Source organism: Tardiphaga sp. 768_D3_N2_1 (genome assembly GCF_052076105.1).
Classification (GTDB): domain Bacteria; phylum Pseudomonadota; class Alphaproteobacteria; order Rhizobiales; family Xanthobacteraceae; genus Tardiphaga.
Genome location: NZ_CP197245.1, coordinates 3,503,620 through 3,521,461, shown reverse-complemented (window position 1 = coordinate 3,521,461; position 17,842 = coordinate 3,503,620). Strand labels below are relative to the sequence as shown.

Here is a 17,842-nt window from a genome sequence, read left to right as displayed (position 1 = left end):
ACCGATCTTGCAGCCGGGATTTTCGGCTGAATGATTTCGCGGTGGGTGCTGTGGGGGTCTGTTGCCGATACCCTGCAGTGCCTGCCGCGTTGTCGTTTCAGGCGCCTGATCCGAGTGCGCCCTGATCGCAACTATCGCCGCGCGGCAGGAACGGCCTCGGCCGGTGGGGCGATCAGTTTGTTGACTGCATGACAGGCAACGCCGTCGACGAGGTCCGGCACGACCTTCCGACACAGATCGAACACTTCCGGGCAGCGCGGATGAAACGTGCAGCCGGAGGGCGGGTCGATCGGATTCGGAATCTCGCCGGAGACCGCGATGCGTGCGCGGCCTGACATGGCCAGATCCGGCACAGCCCCCAGCAGCATGCGCGTATAGGGCATGCGCGGCGCGCGGAAGAGTTCGCGGCCTTCCGCAATCTCCACGATGCGTCCGAGATACATCACGCCGATCCGGTCGGCCATATGTCTGACAACAGCGAGGTTGTGGCTGATGAACAGATAAGTCAGGCCGAATTTGTCCTGCAGCTCGCGCATCAGGTTGAGAATCTGCGCCTGCACCGACACGTCCAGCGCCGAGGTCGGCTCGTCGCAGACGATGAATTCGGCCTCCGATGCGAGTGCGCGGGCAATGGCGATGCGCTGGCGCTGGCCGCCGGAAAACTGATGCGGGAATTTCTGCCCGTCGTCGGGATGCAGGCCCACCAAAGTCAGCAATTCGCCGACCCGCGCGCGGATGTCGCGCTCACCCTGAATGAGATCGAAAGCGCGGATCGGCTCGGCGATGATGGCATCGACGCGCAGCCGCGGATTGAGGCTCGCATAGGGGTCCTGAAAGATCATCTGGATGCGCTTGCGCAGCAGCTTGCGCGCGCCCGCCTGGCCGGGATCGCTCATCGAGACGCCGTCGATGATCACCTCGCCGGATGTCGGCGGCAACAGTCCCACGACCATCCGCGCCACCGTGCTCTTGCCCGAGCCGGATTCGCCGACCAGCGCAAAGGTCTCGCCGCGTTTGATCTCGAATGATACGCCGTCGACCGCTTTCAGAAACTCCATCGGGCTGCGCTCGATCACGCGGTTGAGCCACGGCTTCGAGACGTCGAAGGCGCGCTTGAGATTGCGGACCTGCACCAATGCCGTCATGCCGCGCTCTCCGCATGGGCCTGATCATGGACGTGATCGGGGTCATAGAGATGACAGGCGACCTGCTGCGCGCCAACGGCGATGGGTTCGGGGCGCTCCACGCGGCAGCGGTCGAAGGCAAAGCTGCAGCGCGGGTTGAAGGCGCAGCCCGGCGGGATAGCAGAGAGACGCGGCATGCTGCCGGGAATCTGCACCAGCCGCTGCGCGGCGTCGCCGGTCAGCGTCGGGATCGCGCCCATCAGTCCCTTGGCATAGGGATGCAGTGGGTTCTGAACTACATCGCGCACCGGCCCGATTTCGGCGATCCGCCCCGAATACATCACGGCCACGCGGTCGGAGGTCTCGGCGATCACGCCCATGTCGTGGGTCACCAGCATGACGGCGGTGCCATGGTCGCGCCCGAGCCGCTTGATCAGCGCGATGATCTGCGCCTGCACGGAGACATCGAGTGCGGTGGTTGGCTCGTCGGCGATGATCAATTCGGGTTCGGCCGCGATCGCCAGCGCAATCACCACCCGCTGCCGCATGCCGCCGGAAAACTCATGCGGATAGGCATCGACGCGCTTCTCCGGCGCGGGAATACCGACCTCGGCAAGCAGATCCACCGCGCGCTTGCGCGCCTGCGTCTCGTTCATGTTGAGATGCGTCCGGATGGTCTCCACCAGCTGGTCGCCGATGCGATACAGCGGATTGAGGCTGGTCAGCGGATCCTGAAAGATCATGGCGATGCGCTTGCCGCGAATCCGGCGCATCTCCTCTGCTGGCAGGTTGTCGATGCGCAGGCCCGACAACAGGATCTCGCCGCCCGCGATCCGTCCGGGCGGATCGATCAGCCCGATCGCCGCGAGTCCCGTCACCGATTTGCCGGCGCCGGATTCGCCGACCACGCCCAGCACCTCGCCCTTGGCGATATCGAAGGACACGCCGTCGATGGCGCGCAGCACGCCGCGCCGGCTGGCGAATTCGACGCGGAGATTGCGCACGGAAAGGACGGGTACGCTCATATCGGGCACTGTGTGATGTGAGGCATCATTGCAGCTTCGGGTTCAGCGCGTCGCGCAGCCAGTCGCCGAGCAGGTTGATCGACAGGATCAGCGAGGCCAGCGCGAGGCCGGGAAAGGCGATGACCCACCATTCGCCGGAGAACAGATAGTTGTTGCCGATGCGGATCAGCGTGCCCAATGACGGCATCGTGTCGGGCATGCCCGAGCCGAGAAACGACAGCGTCGCTTCGGTGATGATGGCGAGCGCGAGATTGATGGTGGCGATGACCAGGATCGGTCCCATCGTGTTGGGCAGCACGTGGCGGATCATGATCACGCGCGCGGGCAGGCCGATCAGCTGCGCCGCGGCGACATAGTCCTTGTTCTTCTCGACCATCACCGAGCCGCGCACGGTGCGGGCATATTGCACCCAGAAGCTCAGCCCGATGGCCACCACCAGCACGATCAGCGTGGTCGATGCATCGAGATGATTGCCGAGCGCCGATTTCACGACGCCGTCGATCAGCAATGCGATCAGGATCGCCGGAAAAGTGAGCTGCACGTCCGCAATACGCATGATCAGCGAGTCCACGGCACCGCCGACATAGCCCGCGATCAGGCCGAGCCCGATGCCGAGTACTGCCGCAAAGCTCACGCCGAGCACGCCGACCACCAGCGAGATGCGCATGCCGTAGAGGATCGCCGAATAGATGTCGCGGCCCTGTTCGTCGGTGCCAAGCAGGAACGGCCTCTGGCCCTCCGCCGTCCAGAGCGGCGAGATGCGGGAATTGATCAGTTCGAGCTGCGCCGGGTCGAACGGATTCTGCACCACCAGGAATGGCGCGAACAGCGCCATCATCAGTAGCAGGAATACGATAGCGGCGGCGACCATGGTGAGCTTCGAGCGGCGGAACGAATAGAAGATATCACTGTCGATGGCGCGGGCGAGGAGGGAGGATGTGCGGGGGAGGGGCGCGTCGGTCATGTCACACCCTCACGCCGGCCGGTTGATCGTCGCGCGCAGGCGCGGATCGACGATGGTGTAGAGGATGTCGACGATCAGGTTGATGGTGACGAAGATCAGCGACACCACCAGCAGATAGGCCGCCATGATCGGGATATCGACATTCTGCACGGCCTGGACGAACAGCAGCCCCATGCCCGGCCACTGGAACACTGTTTCGGTGATGATCGCAAACGCGATCACCGAGCCGAACTGCAATCCGGCCACGGTGATGACGGGCACCAGCGTATTCTTCAGCGCATGGCCGAAATGGATCGCCCGCGTGGTCAGTCCGCGGGCGCGCGCGAAGCGGATATAGTCGGTGCGCAGCACTTCCAGCATCTCGGCGCGGACGAGGCGCATGATCAGCGTCATCTGGAACAGGCCAAGCGTCACCGACGGCATGATCAGCGCCTTCAGGCCGGAGATCGTCAGCAGGCCGGTGGTCCACCAGCCGAATTTCACGACATCGCCGCGCCCGAAAGACGGCAACCAGCCGAGTGTCACCGCGAAGAGATAGATCAGCAAAATGCCGATCAGGAAGGTCGGCAGCGAGATGCCGATCAGCGACACCGCCTGCAGCACCTTGGCGAAGAACGAATCCTTCCGCAGCGCCGAATAGATGCCCATCAGGATGCCGAAGACGAGCGCGATCACGGTGGCGCAGGTGGCGAGCTCCAGCGTCGCCGGCATGCGCTCCTTCAGCAGCGCCGAGACCGGCTGGCGAAACTGGTAGGAGACGCCGAACTTGAACTGCACGGCATTGATGAAATAGCGCGCGAATTGCACCGGGACGGGGTCGTCGAGGCCGAGCGAGGCGCGCACTTCAGCGCGCTGCGCCGGCGTGGTGTCTATGGCCACCATCTGGTTCACCGGATCGCCAGCGAAGCGGAACATGGTGAAGGCGATGATGCCGACGGCGATCATCACACCAATGGACTGCAAGGCGCGGCGCAGGATGAAAGCGAGCATGCGTGACCTTCGCTTTCCGCTTGGGTGCCGCCTAGTCCTGCTTTACCGCCCAGTATGGCAGCACCTGATTGTCCGGGCGCTGTACGATCTTCACCTTCTTGGATACGCCCCAGGCCAGCGCCTGCTGATGCAGCGGGATATAGGCCCAGTCCTTGGCGGCGATCTCATAGGCCTGTTTGATGAGCTGGTCGCGCTTGGTGGTGTCAGTCTCCTGCAGCACTTGATCGGTGAGGGCGTCGAACTGCTTGTTGCAATAGCCGCCGAGATTGGTGGCGCCGCGCGGGCTCGCGGGATCGTCGCGGCAGCCCATGATGTCATGCATCACATTGTGTGAATCCTGCGTGCCCGGTGTCCAGCCGAGCAGATAGAACGAAGTGTTGAAACCGCCGGTCTTGAACACCTTGGCAAAGTACAGCGCCTTCGGCTGCGCGTTCAGGATCACCTTCACCCCGACGCGTGCGAGCATGCCGACCACGGCCTGGCAGATCGCGGCGTCGTTGACATAGCGGTCGTTCGGGCAATCCATGCCGATTTCGAATCCGTCGGGATAGCCGGCATCGGCCAGCAATTTCTTGGCGCCGTCGGCGTCGTATTTCGGCCGCGTGAAGTCGCCGGAGAGCTTGAACAGCGGCGGTGCGATCATCAAGGCGGATGGTGTCGACAGGCCGCGCATGACGCGGCTCTTGATCAGTTCGATGTCGATGGCCTTGTAGAAGGCCTCACGGACGCGGATGTCCTTGAGCGGGTTCTTGCCCTTGATGTTGGAGAACAGCAGCTCGTCGCGGATCTGGTCCATGCCAAGGAAGATGGTGCGCAGTTCCGGCCCGGCCATCACGGCGGCGTTGGCCGATCCATTGACGCGGGCGATATCCTGCACGGGGACCGGCTCGATGATATCGACTTCGCCGGACAGCAGCGCCGCGACGCGGGTTGCATCGGACGCGATCGGCGTGAAGATGATCTCCTTGAGATTATGTTCGGGCTTGCCCCACCAGCTCGGGTTGACCTTGAAGACGGTCTTCACGCCCGGCTGATGGCTTTCAATGGTGAAGGGGCCCGTGCCATTCGCATTCAGCGACGCGAAGCTTGGCGAGGTCGCCGCGGCCGGTGTCGGCGCGTTGGCATTGTTCGCCTCCGCCCATTTCTTGTCCATGATGTACCAGACGTCCCATTGCGACGTCAGGATGGGATTGGGTTTGGTCAGCACGAAATCGACGGTGTAGTCGTCGATCTTGAGCACCTTGGCATCGGCCGGAATGACGGTCGTGAAGTCGGAGCCCTTGGCGCGCACGCGGTCGGCGGAGAACACGACATCATCGGCGGTGAAGGCGTCGCCATTGTGGAATTTGACACCCTTGCGCAGATGGAAGCGCCAGCGCGTCGGCTCCGGTGTTTCCCAGCTTTCGGCAAGCGCCGGGATGATCTGCAGATCCTTGCCGCGCCCGACAAGGCCTTCATAGACCTGACCGTGATGGGCGATCGTCGTGGTCTCGCGCAGCGTATAGGGATCGAGCGACTTCAGGTCGCCCTGATTGGCATAGCGCAGCGTTTGTGCAGAGGCGGGCAGTATGGAGGCAGGACATGTGGCGAGAGCAATCAGCGATGCAGCGGCGGCAATGAAGGTCTGACGGATCGACATACTGAGCTTCTCCATTGCATTGCCGTGATTGCATCACCACGCGGCCGCCCGACAGTTGAGCGAGTGTCACATTGTTGGCAGAGATTGCACGCTGCGCAAGCGGCATTTGTCAGCTATGCGCTGCACAATGAAGTGGCTGGCGCAATCCTTGCTAGGATTGGGTATAAGCAATTCTACGCATTGCGCGCGTGCATCATTCGGTCACGACACAGCGCTAACAGGACCGCCAGAACGGCAAGATTTCGGAGCAGGAATGGCGGAACTCAAGGCTGATGTGCTTGTGCTTGGCGCAGGTATGGTCGGTGTGTCGGCAGCGCTGCATCTGCAGGCGCGGGGCCGCAACGTTGTGCTGGTCGACCGGCATGAGAAGGCCGGCGAGGAAACCAGCTATGGCAATGCCGGGCTGATCCAGTGCTGTTCGGTCTTTCCCTATATGCTGCCGCGTGACCTCACCAAGCTGTTCAAATATGCGCTGAACCGCGCGCCGGAGATGCACTATCATCTCAACGCGCTGCCCGGCATGCTGCCATGGATCGTCAGATATTTCCTGAACTCGTCGCCTGAGGGAGCGCTCCGCAGCGCGATGGCAGCGCTGCCGCTGATCCAGCGCAGCCTGACCGAGCACGAGGCCCTGATCGCGGAAGCCGGCGTGCCGGAGCTTCTGCGCCGGATGGGATGGATCAACGCGTTTCGCTCCGAGGCGACGCTCGAGAAAGGCATCGCGGATCTCGAACGCCATCGCGCCTATGGTGTGCCGGGCGACATTCTGGATGCTGCCGCCATTGCGGAGCAGGAGCCGAACCTGTCCACGGATTTTGCCGGTGCAATCCACTGGACATCGCCTGGCTTCGTGCCCGATCCCGGCGGCCTCGCAAAAGCCTATGCCGCACTGTTCATCCGCAAGGGCGGCCGCTTCATTGCCGCCGACGCCCGGACGCTGGAGCAGAGCGACGGCAAATGGCGCGTGGCCGGGCCGAATGGTGCGCTGGTCGCGCGCGATGTGGTTCTCGCCATGGGGCCGTGGTCGGATCAAGTGTTTCGGCCGCTCGGCTACAACATCCCGCTCAAGAGCAAGCGCGGCTATCACATCCATCTGGCGCCATCCGGCAATGCGGTGCTGCGCCATCCGGTTCTCGATGCCGATCGCGGCTATCTGCTGGCGCCGATGAATCGTGGCATCCGCCTGACCACCGGCGCCGAATTCGCGCTCCGCGATGCGCCGCCGACGCCGGCGCAGATCGAGCGGGCGCTGCCGATCGCACGGCGGACCTTCCCGCTCGGCAATCCCGTTGAGGACAAGCCCTGGATGGGCGCGCGGCCATGCCTGCCGGACATGCTGCCGGTGATCGGCAAGGCGCCACGCCACAAGGGCCTGTGGTTCGATTTCGGCCACCAGCATCACGGCTTCACGCTGGGGCCGGTCACCGGCCGTCTGATCGCGGATATGGTGACGGGCGTCACGCCGTTCACCGATCCCAAGGCCTTTGCGGCCGAGCGTTTCGGCTGACATCTCGCACCTGCAATGTGGATGTCACATCGCTTGCGTCGGACAGGTGTCAGCGGCGATACTGCGGCTGCGTCGCCATGTTCGCGTGAGCGGCGGATTTGCCTTGGGAGCTGATAATGAAAGTGATCGTCACCGTGGACTGCACGCCGCTTGAGGCGCGCGAATTCCTGGGGCTGCCTGATGTGCAGCCGATGCAGTCGGCGATGATGGATCAGATGCAGAAGAAGATGATGGACAACATCGACAAGTTCTCGCCGGAGTCCATCATGCAGAGCTGGTTCTCGTTCGATCCGAAGATGGGCGAGCGCTTTCAGGAGATGTTTGCCAACATGGCGGGACTGGGTGCGCGGCCGAAGGACAAGAAGTAGATGCGGGCTCAGCCCGCGCGGCGTGCGTTGGCCTGCAGCGGCTGCTGATGCTTCGCGCCATGCGCATGCCGCGAGATGGCGTCGATCACCGTGGACCACATCGAGATCGGCAGCGCGTGGCCCATCCGGTCGACCATCATCAGCCTGGCGCCGGGAATCGACGCGGCCGTGTCACGGCCGGCGGCCGGATGCACCAGAGGATCGATCTTGCCGTGGATCACCAGCGTCGGCGCGGTGACCTTGGCGAGTCTTTCCTTGCGGCTGCCCGAGGCGAGAATGGCGCGGAGCTGCCGGCCGACGCCTTCCGGATTGAGGCCGCGCGCATAGGTCCGCTCGGCGCGGTCGAGATCCCTCGCTTCGTCGTCGGGGAAACTGCCGACGCGCAGGAACAGCCAGGTCTGCTTGAAACGTTCGAGGAACGCCTCATAGCCTACAGGCTGCGGCTTCAACAGTAACAGCGACACCGCACGGCTCGGCTGCGGCAGACGCGGATTGCCCGTGGTCGACATGATCGAGGTCAGCGAGCGCAGGCGCTCCGGATAAGTGATCGCCATTTCCTGTGCGATCATGCCGCCCATCGAGGCGCCGACCACATGGGCGGAGCGGATGCGTAGCACATCGAGCAGGGCCACCACATCGGTCGCCATGTCGCTGAGCTTGTACGGCGCGGCGACCGGCGTGCCGAGGAAGCGCAGCTTGGCCAGTTCGAACAGGGTAAACGGTTTGCCGCCGGCCATCTTGGAAGACAGGCCGATATCGCGGTTGTCGAAACGGATCACGCGAAAGCCGTGGGCGGCCAGTTCGCGGCAGAAGTCGTCGTCCCAATGGATCATCTGGGCGCCGAGACCCATGATCATCACCATCGGTTCCGCGTCCGAATAGCCAAACACATCGAAACAGATATCGATCCCGTTCGCGCGCGCCATCTGTGGCGGCTCGTACGGGACATCAATCGGTTCGGGGGATTGGGCGGAACGTGGGCTCATGTCAAACATATGACATGGAAAGTCATTGTGAAAAAGTGACAACCGCGTCATGCGCAAAACAAATCGTCGCAGCGCTTAACGAGTGATTGCGCGTGCAGCAATTGTGACAGCGTGGGCGGGCTTTTATGACAGCGATTGTGACAATGGAACTGGTATCAGCCTCTCGCTAACTCCCGGCCCAGACGTCGAGCACGTAGCGATTGCGCGTGCCGAGGTCATCGATCCAGGTCAGCGCCGCAGCGTCATCGCCGCCGCTGCGCTCGCGCTGGATCGCCATCAACGCCGCTTTCACGTCCGGCTCCATCTTGCCGCCATCGCCGCAGACATAGGTAATGGCGCCTTGCTGGATCAGATCCCAGACGCGATCCTTCTGCTGGGTGATGAGGTGCTGCACATAGGTCTTCGGCGCATCGCCGCGCGAGAAGGCGGTGTGTAGTTCACAGATACCATTGGCGGCGAAAGCCTTCAGCTCCTCGGCATAGAGAAAGTCCTGATCGGGATGGCGGCAGCCGAAGAACAGCAGCGCCGGGCCAAGCGTCGCACCCTGTGCCTTGAGTGCGGCGCGTTCCTGCAGGAAGCCGCGGAACGGCGCGAGGCCCGTCCCCGGTCCGATCATGATGAGCGGCACCAAGGGATCGGCGGGCAGGCGGAAGCCGGCCTTGGTTTCGCGCACGATCGCATGGACGGTATCGCCGGCGCGGCGGCCGCTGAGATAGTTGGAGCAGACGCCCTTGTAGATGCCGCGGCCGGAATGCGCCGGCCCATGAACGACGGCTGTGGTGACGCTGCAGTGTAACGTCGCGCCTTGCGGCGATGATGAGATCGAGTAGTAGCGCGGCGCCAGCAGCGACAGCATTTCCAGATAGGTGTGGAACGGCAATTCGCAGGCCGGATGTTCTTCCAGGAGATCGAACACCGATTTGCGTTTGGCAAGGATGTCGCTGCGATATCGCTCGCTGGCTGCGGGATCGTCGCCGACATAACCGAGCAATTTCGGTTTGGTCATCGGGCAGCGCGTGTTCTCCGCCATGATCTGAATCTGCTTGCGGGTGGCGACCTGCTGCAGCTCGACGAACTCCGTCAGCAATCGGCCAACCGAGACAACATCGCCGACCGGCAATTGCGCGCGGCGACCTTCCGCGACCTGCAACCGGATCTGGTCGTCCGGGAGGAAACCGAAGCGGCGCGCGACGGCGTCGACCAAAGCGGGATCGTTGCGCGGCACCACGCTGAGGTGATCGCCGACGCGGTAACTGGTGCCCGCAGGCAATTCGATCTCGATATGCCGGGTCGAACGATCCGACGCACCATTCTGCAGCTCGCGATTGCCCAGCACCTTCATCGGCACCACGCCGCCCAGCGCAACGACGGTGTTGACCGCGCTCGGCGCCACCGGCTCGATCTGATATAGCGGCGCATCGTCGGCGCTGCGCTCGAAACCGGTGTCGAGGCCGAATTCCTTCACGGCCAGCGGACGGAGTTTCGCGAACCAGTCCTCGAACTGGCCGTCGAGATCGTCGCGCGCATCGCCTTCGCCGCGGACATAGGCGTTAGTCGCGCCATGTTCGCGCAGCTTGTCGTCGATGTAGCGGGGGATCGACTGATAGGTCGCGAGCCAGTCGCTGTTGCCGCAGCCGAACACGGCGTAGCGCACTTTGGCGAAGGCATCCTTCGGCAGATCGGTGCCGAGCCAATTGACGAATTGTGTGGCGTTGTCGGGCGCCGCGCCATTGTAGGACGCGCAGAAGATCAATACGCCGCCCTCTGTTGGCAGTTTGCCTACAAAATCATCCAGCGGTGCGAGTTTGGTGGCGAAGCCATTGACCTCGGCGAGATCGGCCACGCGCGTGGCCAATTCTTCAGCGGTGCCGAGATTGGAGCCGTAGAGCACCAGTAGCGGCGTGTTGTGGCTCGGACGTGCGCGGCCGGTAGCGACGGGCGCGAGCGGTGCGGCCGCTGTGGCCGCGGCTGTGCGGCCTGCAAATGCGCCGCGCTCGTGATCGTGGCGCGGGCGCACCTTGATCTTGAAACCGTCGGGCTTGATGGTCAGCGTTTCCTTCAGCACCATCTGGTAGCGCTTGTGGTCTGTCAGCCTGAAGCGCTGCAGGATCATGCCGAGCGCCAGCGCGGCTTCATGCATGGCGAAGCCGCGGCCGATACAGGCGCGCTGGCCGTTACCAAACGGTTTCCACGCATTGATCGGCCGTGCAGCTTCTGCCTCCTTCGAGAAGTTCTCGGGATCGAACGCATCGGGATTGGGTCCCCAGACCGAGGGATCGCGATGCAGTGCCAGCACCAGGATGGTGACGAAGGTGCCCTTGCGGAGCTTGTATTTGCCGTTGCCGATGGTCTCGTCCTGCACCGGCGCGATGCCATAGGCGGGTGCCGGCGGCCATAGCCGCAGCGACTCCTTCAGAATCTGCGTGATATAATGAAGCTGCGTGACCTGCTGATAGGTCGGCTTGGCATTGACGTCGGGGCCGAAGACGCGGTCGACTTCCTCATAGGCCTTCTTCAGCACCTCCGGATGTTTCAGCATCGCGTAGATCGCACATGACAGCAGGCCCGACGTGGTCTCGTGGCCGGCGATCAGGAAGGTGTTGATCTGGTAGCGGATATTGACGTCGTCGAGCTGTTCGCCGGTGGCGCGGTCGACACCGGTCATCATCGCTGCCAGCATGTCCTTCTTGCCGTCCGCTGCCTCGGCGGCTTTGCGGCGCTCGGCGATGATCTCGTCGACCATGGAGTTCATGAAGGCGACGTCGCCGGCGAGATCGCGGCGGCGCTTCTGCATCCACAAGCTTTCCAGCGGCAGGCCGCGGGTCATCATGATGGTTTCGAGCGAGCGCACCAGCGATTCCACGAAGGGGTGATAGTCGCTCCGGTAGAACGAGTTGAAGCGATAATCGAAGCCGCACAGGCCGATGGTGTCGAGGGTCAGCGCCGTCATGTCATGGACGACGTCGATCTCCTCCTCGGTGTTGAGACGTTCCCATTTCTTCACCAGCTGCTCGGCGATATCCACCATGCTCGGGTGATAGGACTGCATCGCGCGATTGCCGAAAGGCTGCAGCAGGATGTTGTGCGCCTTGGTCCAGTTCGGCTCTTTCGTGTCCGCCGTGAACAGTCCGTCGCCGCCGACGGCGCGCACCCGGCGCAACGCGCCGCGCACCGCCTTGTCGAAGCGCTTCTCGTCGCTGAGCTCGTCCACCAGATCGTGGCCGCCGACGATCACGATGGGCGAACCCATCATGTCCAGCCAGAAGATCGGTCCAAGCTCCTTGGCTAGCCGCGCCAGATCCTGCACCGGCGCATTGGCGTCCAGCGACAGCATGTTGCCGACGACCGGTTTCTTCGGCGGATGCGGGATCGGGGCGAGTTTGTTGGTGGAGGACATTCCGTTGTTTCCCCGTCATTTTATGTTCGTCATTGCGAGGAGCGAAGCGACGAAGCAATCCAGTCTTTCTTTGTTGCTTTCTGGATTGCTTCGCTGCGCTCGCAATGACGTGGAAAGGTCTTAGTGTCCCGTCTTACCCAAACCGTCTTCGCCGCCAGTCGATCAGCACCTGGCTGACCTCGTCGGGCTTCTCCTGCTGGGTCCAGTGGCCGCTGTCCTTCACCAGATATTTCTCCAGATCGGGAATGATGTTTTCCATGCCGTCGGCGGAAGAGGGCGGCAGCACCGCGTCGTTCTCCGCCATGATCATCAGCGACGGCACGCGGACCGTGTGATCGAGCCCTTTGGCGCGCTCCCAGTTGGCGCTCATGTTGCGATACCAGTTGATGCCGCCGGTGAAGCCGGATTCCTTGAAGGCGTCGACGAAGATCTGCTTTTCCTCGTCGGAGAGAATCTTCTGCCGCGGGTCCTTTTCGGGATCGTAGCCCGCGACCATTTGCGGAAATGCCAGATTGGTTTTGGACGACGCGCCGATGCCGCCGACCGGTGCTTCGCCGACATTGGGTTGTTTGCGCGGCATCGGCTTGCGCATGAAGAAGTCGAAGGCCTTGTCGACATTCTCGCCGAAGATGCGATCCGGCTCGCGCGCGGGATCCTGGAACTGGACGATATACATCGTCTCGCCGAAGCGCTTTTTGTAGATCTGCAACGGATCGACCGGCGCGCGATCGGTGTGCGGCGTATTCACGCCGACCACGCCGGCGACGCGGTCGCGGTGCCGCAGCGGCATCTGCCAGACGATGAAGCCGCCCCAGTCATGGCCGACGAAGATCGCCTTGTCGATGTTGAGATGATCGAGCAGGGCGACGAGATCGCCGGTGAGATGCTCGATGCTGTAGTCCTCGACGGCGTCGGGTCGCGACGTCGCGCCATAGCCACGCTGGTCCGGTGCGATGACGCGGATGCCGGCGGCGGCCAGCGCCTTGATCTGATGGCGCCAGGAGAACGCCATTTCAGGCCAGCCATGACACAGCACCATGGGCGGCGTGTCGCTCATGGGGCCGGCGTCGTAATATCCCATGCGAATGCCATTCAGCTTGGCGAACTGCAACGGGGGCATTTCAATCATGATGAGTCCCTAGCTGGCGGTCTTGAGAGCGTCGGGCGGCGTGAATGCCGCCTGCAGCGCCGCGAATTCTTCCGGCATCATGTCGGCCAGCACCTGCACATGCGGGATGATGTTGGCGCCGGCGATGAAGCCGAAATCGAGCTGGTCGCGGTAACTCTGCACGGTGATGTTCAATGCCAGACCGTGAGTCGAGATCGACACCGGGAAAATGTGCAGCAGCTCGGCACCGGCCGCATACAAGGTCTGGCGCGGGCCCGGCACGTTGGACACGGTGATGTTCGCTGCCGGCGGCAGCACGTCGGAGAGGTTGGTGCGGCTGTAGAGCAGCGCCAGGATCTGCACCATGATCGGTGCGCCCAGCATGGAAATGTTGGAGACCTGCGGCATCAACGCGCGCAGCGGATGCGACATCTCCTTGGACTTGGTCGATTGCGCGATGATCGCTTCCAGCCGCTCCTTGGGATCCTCGATATTGCTGGCGATCGAGCAGATCATGCCGAACACCTGATTGTTTGAATCGGTGTTGCCTTCCTCGCGCAGCGAGATCGGCACCGCCGCCGTCATCGCCTTCGCGGGCAGCGCGCCTCTCTCTTTCAGATAGCGCCGGACCACGCCTGATGAGAGCGCCAGCACCACGTCGTTGAGCTTGCCGCCGGCTTGTTTCGCCACCGCCTTCGCAGCCGAGAGCGGCACCGAGACGCCGGCAAAGCTGCGCTCGGACGAGATCGTCTTGTTGAGCAGCGTCGGCGGCGACAGCATGCTGTTGAGATTGTCGCGCGATTTCGGATCGGCGATCTTCGCCATCACGTCGGACGCACTCTTCACCATGGTCGGGATGGAACCAGCGAATTTCACCGCGCTCTCGATCTGGAACATGGCGTTGTCGAACAGGATCGAGCCGATATCGCTCTTGCCGGAGCGCGGCAGCTCGATGCCCTTGGCGGTGCCCTCCAGCGGCTGGCGCCAGAGTTGCTGATAAGAGTCGATGAAGCTCGCTGCGATATCGCGAGGCTCCTGACGCTGCTTGGCGCGCACTTCCGGCTTTTCGATCTCGCGCGGGATCGGCGTCACGTCATAGATCATGCTGGTGAGGGCTGCGCCGGCGCCGCCGTCGATGCAGGCATGATGCATCTTCGAATACAGGCCGATCTCGTTGTTCTTCATGCCCTCGAAGACATAGAACTCCCATAACGGCCGTGCGCGGTTGAGCAGCTTGGCATGCATCCAGCCGACGATGCGCTCCAGCGTGGCGCGGTCATGCGGGGCGGGCAGGCTGCCGCGAAAGATATGACGGTCGATGTCGAACTGGTCGTCCTCGACCCATGAGGGATGGTCGATATCCAGCGGGGCCTTTTCCAGCCGTGCCTTGAGGATCGGCGCGATATGCAGCCGCGAGGCGATCATCGCCTTGAAGTCCTCGAAGAAGTCGCCCTTGTAGTCGTCGGGCAGGCGAAAGATCGCCATGCTGCCGACATGCATCGGCATCTCCGGCGTTTCCAGATACAGAAACGACGCGTCCATTGAGGACAGCTTCCTGCTGGCTTCCGCCATGATACGTCCCTCCCTCGCATGGTCACCGACGCCTTTGCGGCGTTCTACCGATGAGTGTGCCTGCGCGCGGGGCGAATATGCAATGGCAAAGGCGAGGCCGGAGGCTGGGCAGACCCACGACTTAAGGCTGGGGTCGCCGAGGCGTCGCGAGGTCGGTTTGCCGACTTAAAGGGCAGATGCCATTTGCCTTGCCCGGTTGGATATCCGGAGCATCCGCGGTTCGAAATGCTAAATTATAAAGCTAAATCAACAGGTCAGTTGGTTGTCCGCTTCAAGTCTCTGGCGGTAGCCCGTTAATGCATCAGGTGTCGCCTGATTACAGTGCATATCACGGATTTGTGATGGTGCGATGCACCATCGATGTTGCAGTGCATTATTTACTATGTCATAGAAGTTGCACCCCGGGCCCACAACGGCGGGACGGGGAGAGCCGAGCCTTATTCAAGGATGGCTGAAACCCGAGGATGAACCCCGAGGATGGAGACGAACATGACGATCGAGACTGAAACCAATTCCGTGCTGAACAACGTCAAGCAGGCTTTCGCGCCCGTCACCGAGGCGTTCACCAAGCTGCAGAATCTGGAAGTGCCCGAAGCAACCCGTGACTTCGTCAAGCGCGCTGCCGGCACTGCCAAGGACAAGGCCGCCGACTTCCAGGCCAATTCCGAGAAGGTGACCTCTGCCATCGAGACCGCCGTGTCGAACTCGGTCAGCGAAGCCACCAAGATCAGCCGCAACGTTCAGGACGCATTCTACGCGGACGTCCAGTCGTTCTTCGCCGGCATCGACAAGCTCGCTTCGGCGAAATCACTGAGCGAAGCCTTCCAGGTGCAGACCGATCTCGTGCGCGCCCATGGCGAAGTGCTGAGCTCGCGCGCCAAGGCGTCGACCGAATATCTCGGCAAGCTCGTGTCGGAAAGCGCCAAGACCGCGCAGGACAACTTCTCGAAGGCGACGTCGTTCGCCAAGAGCGCCTGATATAGCGAGCGCCTGATCCACACGCGATCGAGCGACAAGAATTCGAAAGGCCCGCGCAAGCGGGCCTTTTTTGTCGTTCTGGCAGGGCAGGCCGCGCGTCCCGGCGTCGGAAGCATGCTCACTTGATGGTCACGGTAATCTTGTTCGAAACGATTGGCGGGCTGAACGGATAATGAGCGCCGTCTCCCAGCACAAGCTGGAGCGTATGTTTGCCGGGGGGCAATTCGATGCGTGCTTCGGTCTGGCCGGCTCCGAAATGGAGGTGCGACTTGTCCTGCGGGATCGGTTCCTTGGGGTCGAGCGGCTCATTCACATCGATCAATAAATGATGATGGCCGCTGTTCTGGAAATTATCGCCTGCATGAGTGACACCCATGTTGCGTAGTCCGAAACGACACCAGAACGCGCCCTTGATCACCGCTTTGTCCTGCGGCCACACGAAATAGAGAACCGCATCTTTCGGTGCGGGCTTTCCTTGCGCATGGACTGCAACGGGCGTCATTGACAGCATGGCGGACAACACGACGAGTCCGGTGATCCTCATGACGCATCCTTTCGTTCGGGGCGGTCTCAGGACGAAATGGCAATCCGGAAGCCATGGGTCGGATATCGCACATTGGTGTCGTAGCTATCGCGGCTTGCGGGCCGGACGTAACGCGCATCGTTTTTCCAGGAGCCCGATCGAATGACGTGCGAGACGCAGTCGTTCTCGACCCATGGTGCGCCATTCTGCGGGGCACCCTGATAGTTCTTGTGCCAGCAATCCTCTGTCCATTGATTGACGCCGCCACCCATATCGTAGAGCCCGAATGGATTTGGCTTCAGGCTGCCGAGCTTGAGCGGCTGTTCGGCGGTGGCGTCCGTGCAGTTCTTGCAATTGGCCATGCCGGGCTGGAGCTGATCGCCCCACCAGTATTTCGTTTGCGTGCCGCCACGCGCGGCATACTCCCATTCAGCTTCGCTCGGGAGTCGGAAGGCTTTTTGCGTTTCCTTTGCGAGCCACGCGACAAACTGCTTGGCATCGGTCCAGCTCACATCGGTGACCGGAATGTCGTCCCGCCCTGTCACCAGGAACGGGCATGCATTCGCAGCAGCGCACGCGTTCCACTCACGAACCGAGACCGGATACTTGCTGATCGCGAAGGGCTTGATCGTGACCTGGTGTATCGGCTTTTCCGATATGTCGTCATTGCTGCCCATCGCGAAGGTCCCGCCGGGGAGCGGGATCATGACGGGCTCTATGACAGGCTTTGGTGGTGCAGGCGGCGGGGGCGGGGCAGGCGTGACCACCGGAGCAGGTTCAGGCCGGGCTTGCTTGGCGGCGGGCGCTGATCGGGGGGCTGCATTCCCTGTCTCTTGCGGCGGCGCTGCGGGAGCTGATGCCTGATTGCCGATTTCAGCGCGCGGATAAGTCCTCATGTACCAGACGCCGGCGCCTGCGATCGCCAGCAGGATGGCGCAGAACGAAACGATCAGAACAAGTTCGCGCCGCTTCCGTACCTTGTTGAATGCCGCGGGATCAGGAAGCACTCGGTAAACGCGCACGGGGTCGGTAATGTTCTTGATCTTGCGATCTCCAAGGGACTCATAGCCGCAGACGAGCTTGTGCTTGATCTGCTCGTAGATGCCACCGGAGATGTACACCTGGCCGGGGTCGGCAATGCCCTCGAGGCGGGCAGCGATATTGACGCCATCGCCGAAGACATCGTTAGGCTCGATGATCACGTCTCCCAGATTGACGCCAATGCGATATTCGATCCAGGAATTCTTTGGCAGCGCCGCGTTGCGTCCGATCATGCTTTGCTGGATGACGATGCCGCATCGAACGGCTTCGACCGGACTGTCGAAGATCGCAATGAACCCATCGCCAGTCGTTTTGACGAGTTTGCCGTCGTGCTCGGTAATGGTTGGCTCGATGAGATCACGCTCGATGCGCTTGACGCGCGCATGCGTTTCTTCCTCGTCGAGTTCCATGAGGCGGCTATAACCGCAGATGTCCCCCACAACGATCGCCGCAAGGCGACGCGGCGATCCGGCGCGCGGGGCGGCAGGGTCCTTGCCCCTGCCAGAATTGATGTCACGAATCTCGCCGCGCATGACCTGCGCCTCTACAACTGACACACGAGGTTCATTAGCCGTTCGGCTGACCGTCATGACGCTACGCTCAACGTCTCCGTCAGACAA

Annotated in this window: 14 protein-coding genes; 3 read left to right on the top strand and 11 right to left on the bottom strand. The window is 62.3% G+C overall.

Annotated elements, in window-relative coordinates:
* Window positions 1–131: 131 nt before the first annotated feature.
* Genes AB8A27_RS16600 through AB8A27_RS16580 form a run of 5 tightly spaced genes read right to left on the bottom strand, consistent with a single transcriptional unit; the run spans window position 132 to window position 5,742 of the window.
* Complete coding sequence (locus AB8A27_RS16600) at window positions 132–1,145, bottom strand: ABC transporter ATP-binding protein (protein WP_441242843.1); 1,014 nt, start codon at window positions 1,143–1,145, stop codon at window positions 132–134.
* Window positions 1,142–2,149: an ABC transporter ATP-binding protein gene (locus tag AB8A27_RS16595; RefSeq protein WP_441242842.1), complete on the bottom strand. Its 1,008-nt coding sequence runs from the start codon at window positions 2,147–2,149 to the stop codon at window positions 1,142–1,144. The genes AB8A27_RS16600 and AB8A27_RS16595 overlap by 4 nt, the downstream gene beginning before the upstream one ends.
* Before the next feature lie 25 nt (window positions 2,150–2,174).
* Window positions 2,175–3,113, bottom strand: coding sequence for an ABC transporter permease (locus tag AB8A27_RS16590; RefSeq protein ID WP_441242841.1), 939 nt, complete (start codon window positions 3,111–3,113; stop codon window positions 2,175–2,177).
* Between the two features lie 9 nt (window positions 3,114–3,122).
* Window positions 3,123–4,103, bottom strand: coding sequence for an ABC transporter permease (locus tag AB8A27_RS16585; RefSeq protein WP_092146500.1), 981 nt, complete (start codon window positions 4,101–4,103; stop codon window positions 3,123–3,125).
* Window positions 4,104–4,134: 31 nt separating this feature from the next.
* On the bottom strand, window positions 4,135–5,742 hold the full coding sequence (locus tag AB8A27_RS16580) for an ABC transporter substrate-binding protein (protein WP_441242840.1): 1,608 nt from the start codon (window positions 5,740–5,742) through the stop codon (window positions 4,135–4,137).
* Window positions 5,743–5,995: 253 nt separating this feature from the next.
* On the opposite strand from AB8A27_RS16580, the gene AB8A27_RS16575 reads away from it, so the two are divergent.
* On the top strand, window positions 5,996–7,249 hold the full coding sequence (locus tag AB8A27_RS16575) for an NAD(P)/FAD-dependent oxidoreductase (RefSeq protein WP_441242839.1): 1,254 nt from the start codon (window positions 5,996–5,998) through the stop codon (window positions 7,247–7,249).
* 116 nt (window positions 7,250–7,365) lie between these two features.
* Window positions 7,366–7,617: a DUF6489 family protein gene (locus AB8A27_RS16570; RefSeq protein ID WP_092146504.1), complete on the top strand. Its 252-nt coding sequence runs from the start codon at window positions 7,366–7,368 to the stop codon at window positions 7,615–7,617.
* An 8-nt stretch (window positions 7,618–7,625) separates the two neighbouring features.
* Here the strand turns inward: AB8A27_RS16570 and AB8A27_RS16565 are convergent, their stop codons facing one another.
* The 4 genes from AB8A27_RS16565 to AB8A27_RS16550 all read right to left on the bottom strand — a co-directional run bounded on the left by AB8A27_RS16565 (window position 7,626) and on the right by AB8A27_RS16550 (window position 14,680).
* Window positions 7,626–8,543, bottom strand: coding sequence for an alpha/beta hydrolase (locus AB8A27_RS16565; protein WP_441242838.1), 918 nt, complete (start codon window positions 8,541–8,543; stop codon window positions 7,626–7,628).
* Window positions 8,544–8,769: 226 nt separating this feature from the next.
* Window positions 8,770–12,000, bottom strand: coding sequence for a bifunctional cytochrome P450/NADPH--P450 reductase (locus AB8A27_RS16560; protein WP_441242837.1), 3,231 nt, complete (start codon window positions 11,998–12,000; stop codon window positions 8,770–8,772).
* Window positions 12,001–12,133: 133 nt separating this feature from the next.
* Window positions 12,134–13,129 carry an alpha/beta fold hydrolase gene (locus AB8A27_RS16555; protein WP_441242836.1) on the bottom strand — a complete coding sequence of 332 codons (996 nt, stop codon included), beginning with the start codon at window positions 13,127–13,129 and terminating at the stop codon, window positions 12,134–12,136.
* A gap of 9 nt (window positions 13,130–13,138) precedes the next feature.
* Complete coding sequence (locus tag AB8A27_RS16550) at window positions 13,139–14,680, bottom strand: WS/DGAT/MGAT family O-acyltransferase (protein ID WP_441242835.1); 1,542 nt, start codon at window positions 14,678–14,680, stop codon at window positions 13,139–13,141.
* Between the two features lie 489 nt (window positions 14,681–15,169).
* Between AB8A27_RS16550 and AB8A27_RS16545 the strand changes: the two genes are divergently transcribed.
* Window positions 15,170–15,658 (top strand): phasin family protein, encoded by a 489-nt coding sequence (locus tag AB8A27_RS16545; protein WP_286144354.1) that lies wholly within the window; start codon window positions 15,170–15,172, stop codon window positions 15,656–15,658.
* A 118-nt stretch (window positions 15,659–15,776) separates the two neighbouring features.
* Here AB8A27_RS16545 and AB8A27_RS16540 read toward each other — a convergent pair whose 3' ends face one another.
* Both AB8A27_RS16540 and AB8A27_RS16535 read right to left on the bottom strand, forming a co-directional pair.
* Complete coding sequence (locus AB8A27_RS16540; RefSeq protein ID WP_441242834.1) at window positions 15,777–16,202, bottom strand: DUF4399 domain-containing protein; 426 nt, start codon at window positions 16,200–16,202, stop codon at window positions 15,777–15,779.
* A 26-nt stretch (window positions 16,203–16,228) separates the two neighbouring features.
* Window positions 16,229–17,755 carry an SUMF1/EgtB/PvdO family nonheme iron enzyme gene (locus tag AB8A27_RS16535; protein WP_441242833.1) on the bottom strand — a complete coding sequence of 509 codons (1,527 nt, stop codon included), beginning with the start codon at window positions 17,753–17,755 and terminating at the stop codon, window positions 16,229–16,231.
* Window positions 17,756–17,842 lie beyond the last annotated feature (87 nt).

Bases quoted from the DNA above. Each gene is read 5' to 3' on its own strand.
- AB8A27_RS16600 (WP_441242843.1), bottom strand. From the start codon at position 1,145: ATGACGGCATTGGTGCAGGTCCGCAATCTCAAGCGCGCCTTCGACGTC.
- AB8A27_RS16540 (WP_441242834.1), bottom strand. From the start codon at position 16,202: ATGAGGATCACCGGACTCGTCGTGTTGTCCGCCATGCTGTCAATGACG.
- AB8A27_RS16595 (WP_441242842.1), bottom strand. From the start codon at position 2,149: ATGAGCGTACCCGTCCTTTCCGTGCGCAATCTCCGCGTCGAATTCGCC.
- AB8A27_RS16570 (WP_092146504.1), top strand. From the start codon at position 7,366: ATGAAAGTGATCGTCACCGTGGACTGCACGCCGCTTGAGGCGCGCGAA.
- AB8A27_RS16590 (WP_441242841.1), bottom strand. From the start codon at position 3,113: ATGACCGACGCGCCCCTCCCCCGCACATCCTCCCTCCTCGCCCGCGCC.
- AB8A27_RS16580 (WP_441242840.1), bottom strand. From the start codon at position 5,742: ATGTCGATCCGTCAGACCTTCATTGCCGCCGCTGCATCGCTGATTGCT.
- AB8A27_RS16565 (WP_441242838.1), bottom strand. From the start codon at position 8,543: ATGGCGCGCGCGAACGGGATCGATATCTGTTTCGATGTGTTTGGCTAT.
- AB8A27_RS16555 (WP_441242836.1), bottom strand. From the start codon at position 13,129: ATGATTGAAATGCCCCCGTTGCAGTTCGCCAAGCTGAATGGCATTCGC.
- AB8A27_RS16545 (WP_286144354.1), top strand. From the start codon at position 15,170: ATGACGATCGAGACTGAAACCAATTCCGTGCTGAACAACGTCAAGCAG.
- AB8A27_RS16535 (WP_441242833.1), bottom strand. From the start codon at position 17,755: ATGCGCGGCGAGATTCGTGACATCAATTCTGGCAGGGGCAAGGACCCT.
- AB8A27_RS16585 (WP_092146500.1), bottom strand. From the start codon at position 4,103: ATGCTCGCTTTCATCCTGCGCCGCGCCTTGCAGTCCATTGGTGTGATG.
- AB8A27_RS16550 (WP_441242835.1), bottom strand. From the start codon at position 14,680: ATGGCGGAAGCCAGCAGGAAGCTGTCCTCAATGGACGCGTCGTTTCTG.
- AB8A27_RS16560 (WP_441242837.1), bottom strand. From the start codon at position 12,000: ATGTCCTCCACCAACAAACTCGCCCCGATCCCGCATCCGCCGAAGAAA.
- AB8A27_RS16575 (WP_441242839.1), top strand. From the start codon at position 5,996: ATGGCGGAACTCAAGGCTGATGTGCTTGTGCTTGGCGCAGGTATGGTC.